Annotated in this window: 2 protein-coding genes; both read right to left on the bottom strand. The window is 56.9% G+C overall.

Annotated elements, in window-relative coordinates:
• Positions 1-603: 603 nt before the first annotated feature.
• Positions 604-1,386, bottom strand: a complete 783-nt coding sequence (locus AC0L21_RS37730) for a ComEC/Rec2 family competence protein (RefSeq protein ID WP_473267038.1) — start codon at positions 1,384-1,386, stop codon at positions 604-606.
• Between the two features lie 627 nt (positions 1,387-2,013).
• Positions 2,014-3,561, bottom strand: coding sequence for a Fic family protein (locus tag AC0L21_RS37725; protein WP_317245308.1), 1,548 nt, complete (start codon positions 3,559-3,561; stop codon positions 2,014-2,016).
• Positions 3,562-3,828: the final 267 nt, after the last annotated feature.

Below are 3,828 nucleotides of genomic sequence, written 5' to 3'. Positions count from 1 at the left end.
TGTGCCTCTTCCTGATCCAGCTATCGCATACGCTTGCCTGTCCGCTCCCGCTCAATTCGGCTTCTTAACGGACGACAGCTTAGTATCTCGAATGGCAGCGCGGGTTGTAAATATGCAACGCGCGCGAGTTTTGGCTCGCTGCCTCCCAAATGATGGCAAACTGAGGTAAGATTGTCGATAAAGACAAGGAGTTCGTCGAAGCCGACCATGCCGTACGCCCGCTTGATCTCGAATTGATTGTCGAGAGAATCAAGACAACCACGTTGGAGCCCGAATTGGAGCAACAGGCCTCGGCTTTGTGGCTCGTCTTGTGATGCAGTCGCAATCAAGCCCCCCAGTTGAGCCGAACAGTCGCCCCACACCTAAAGGGGCTCTCCAGATATGACGTTCGCGCTCTAACGCCGATCGGCGGTGATACTTCTTTTGACCGTTGGTCGGGCCGACACAGGTGAAGCAATGCTGTCTGACCTGGCGTCCATGTTGCTTGCAGAGCGTCCGTCGCAGTGCGGCAAATTACGCGAAATGAACTTCGCCATCGATCACGAGTCATCGAAGTGCCGGCCGCACGGAAAGCTGCAGCGCCAGAACCTTGGCTGTCCAACGTCAATTCACGATGCGATCGCCTCGGCTGGCGACACCTCTTCGCCCTGCGGTGGTCAGACACGTCGTCCAACCCGAGTTTGCGTGCTTAGATAGCGCTTCCGCGTGTGGATGCCGGTAGACGTTGCGATAACCGTAGGAAATCACCAGTTGTCCATGCCTGTTATTCGGCATCGGCACCGACGCCGCGTCCGCATTGAAGCGCGCACCATGATGAGTTGCGACGAGGTGATCTACCTTCGTGGCATTGGCATGCATGAGGTACGCATAGTCCGCGTCTCCGGTCAGCAAGGCCGACCGTCCGCTAGTGAGGGTGGCAAGGATGGTCAATCCGCTATCATTGAGATCGCGGGCCGGGCCTCGACTCCTTACCAATTCACCAAACGGAAAGCGGATTCTTGCGTTGGCGGGGCGTACGAGCAGATTGCCCTTTTGGGCGAGTATTCGCGCCAGTCGCGCCGCGCCAGGCCCCAGCCGCTGATTGGGAACAATCCAGCGACATTCTAGCAGATGGGGGAGGTGGAAGGCACCGTGAAGATGATCCCAATCCCAATGCGACAGAACGATCGGGGGCGCCTCGCTTCGATTGATGTCGAAATTGGAGGGGAATGTATGGCGATTGAAGGAGATCGGAAATCCGACATCGAAGTGCAGAATGGCGCGGCCGCGATCATCGCATAGGGAGACAAAGTTTGCCTGACCGACATCCCTGACCAGGACAGATGCCGCTTGTGGGACCCTTTTGAGAACAGTCGATATTGCGGCGCGCGTTGCCGGCTTCGGCAATGGCGCACAGGCAGTGACGAGCGAACGCGGCAGCCCTAGCCGTGGGGCGGCAGCGGCACCGAGAGTTTGGGGTCTCGATCGCGGCCCTCGGGTCTCGTCCGGTGTATCAAGCTGCCGCGCGTAGGTGAGGACTCCGCGTGCGTGCGCCGAGTAGCCGTTGCCTTCAAGTTGAGCGTGCCATGCCGGCAGGCCGGAGCCATCCCGCTCGATCTCGAGATAAAACCAATCGGCTGGCGCCGGTGTCGCGCTCGCAAAGTGGCCAAATCGGGCTGGTGTCGTCACTACGCGCATGAGCGCGAATGTTCAGCACGAAACCCGTCCAAGAGCCGCGGTCCGGCGCCATCAACATAGTCGGCATCGATGCAATCAAATTCGAAGGATGCACGGCGATGAGGGCTCGTGCTCAATGAATCCACTCGCGAGACGCGCGCGTACAGTCCTCTGCGGTGAAACTCTGGCGGGATGCGGATAAAGAAGAAAAAGAAGATAACCTCCCACGGTCAAAACTCACCGATGCGGCGCGTCTTAGCTGCGACCACGCCGATTGAGGGCGCTATTTTTTATCAAGAGGTCGACCAGCATCTGATCCGACAGGCCCAATTCAATGAAGGTGGCACTCCGACACAGTCAACTCGCCGTTCCAGAGTCTTTCGAGAAAGCCGCTTGATAAAGCTCCTCAATCCTCGTGACTTCATCCGGCGTTAGTTCGGAGAATTCGTTGTCGCGGGCACGCTTTGAGAGTTGTCCTCCATTCTGTTGCAGGAATCCGAAGAGGTTATTGAGCGTCCGCTCCGGCATTTCGATCATGTTCTCGATGCCCGCGCGGAAGGTATCGAAGCTCCGTAAAAATTGCGTTTCCTTTGGAAGATCTTGTTCGATGGTCCTCTGCACGCATTCGTACAGAAACTCGGCGTGGGGCGTCGCGTCGAAGAAACGATAAAAATCACCGGTATCGTTCAAGACCTTGACGTTGCCCTGTGGGGTCGATTCCCATTCAACACATGGAAGCAATCTAGTCGAATAGCTTTCCAACACGGTCTTGTATTCGCTGATCTTGTCGAGAATCGCGGCAGAAACCGGAAAGTGGATCCCGGCGGGATTGAATCCGCGCCGTGCCAGAACATGGTGCATCAGGTATCGGTGAATGCGTCCGTTGCCGTCCTCGAACGGGTGGATATAAACGAACCCGAAGGCGAGCACGGCGGCAGCGACGACAGGATCAAGCTCGTTTTCCGCCGCATGATCGAACGCGATCAGTCCGCGCACGAGGGAGGGGATATCTTCGTGACGCGCGCTGATATGATCCGGGACAGGTCGCTGCGTCTCACGGTCATGCTCGCCGACGAAACCACCTTCGTTACGGAAGCCAAGTTTCACGAAGCGCTCATCGCCGATCACGATGCGCTGCAGGCGTAGAAACTCCGCCTCGTCGAGCGGGGCCCGTCCCGCTTCACCGATGACCCGGCCCCACCGCTGGATACGGTCCTGTGGCGGTCTCTCTCCTTCAATGACGTAGCTTGACCTTGAATCCTTGAGAAGAAGGAAGGCGGCGGTTCGCGCCAGCAGATCCTTTGGAACCTGGCTCACCACGAAACGGGCGCGCTCCTTGAGATCCTGCGCAATAAATTCGCTCAGCGCTGCAGTCTTGAAAACAAGCGGACAAAATTCCGGCGTTCCTGGCAAATTGTTCCGGACGCGGTGTCGTGCCGAATTCTGCCCGGAGGTCGCATGTTGAAGTTCGGTATCGACGGCGTCGACGTAAGAGACTTTATCTGCCGCAGGCAGGTTGAGTTGGCGGCCCAATAGCCATTCATGCAGAAACCAGATACGACGCGTATACAGACCGGTCGGCTTCTGTCTCACAAGATCCGCAATCTCATCCTCGTTTACAGTGAGGAAAAGCCGTTTCAGGATTGCAAGGTCTAGTCCTTCATTCTTGAGAGCGAAGGTGAGATGCCCCTCAAGCGTCGCGTCCGGCGCATGGCGCGGCGTGTAGATGCGCCACCCCTCCTGCTCAATGATCCGGTGCTTTGTTCCGATTGCGGAAAGCACGCGCGGGACCGGGACGGATAGGCTGTAGGCGTCAACCAGCGCAGCATAGCCAACAGGAGTTGCTATCTCCGGCAGCCGCCGGTCATGAATAACAGACACTGGTCCTGAAAACTTTGTCTGCATTGTCCCAGATCCGTGAAGAACGCTCTCGAATCGTGAATTTCACTCTCAACTTGGCCTTTGAGCCGCAAAACCCTTTTACACCGTGAAAAACACTCACACAACCCGGGAAATGTGAAATGTCTTCGCGAAAACCGTTGGGTTCTCCCTCGCCCCACCCAAGGGAACACTTTTGAGAGGACCAGCAATCCATTTCTGATGTCCCCAGTCAAGCACACAGCGCACGGTTTCTCATCTCCACGAGGACTCATCGTGAAGTTCTTGTGCCGA

This window comes from Bradyrhizobium sp. WSM4873 (genome assembly GCF_055811355.1).
This window is presented reverse-complemented; position numbering and strand designations above follow the sequence as displayed.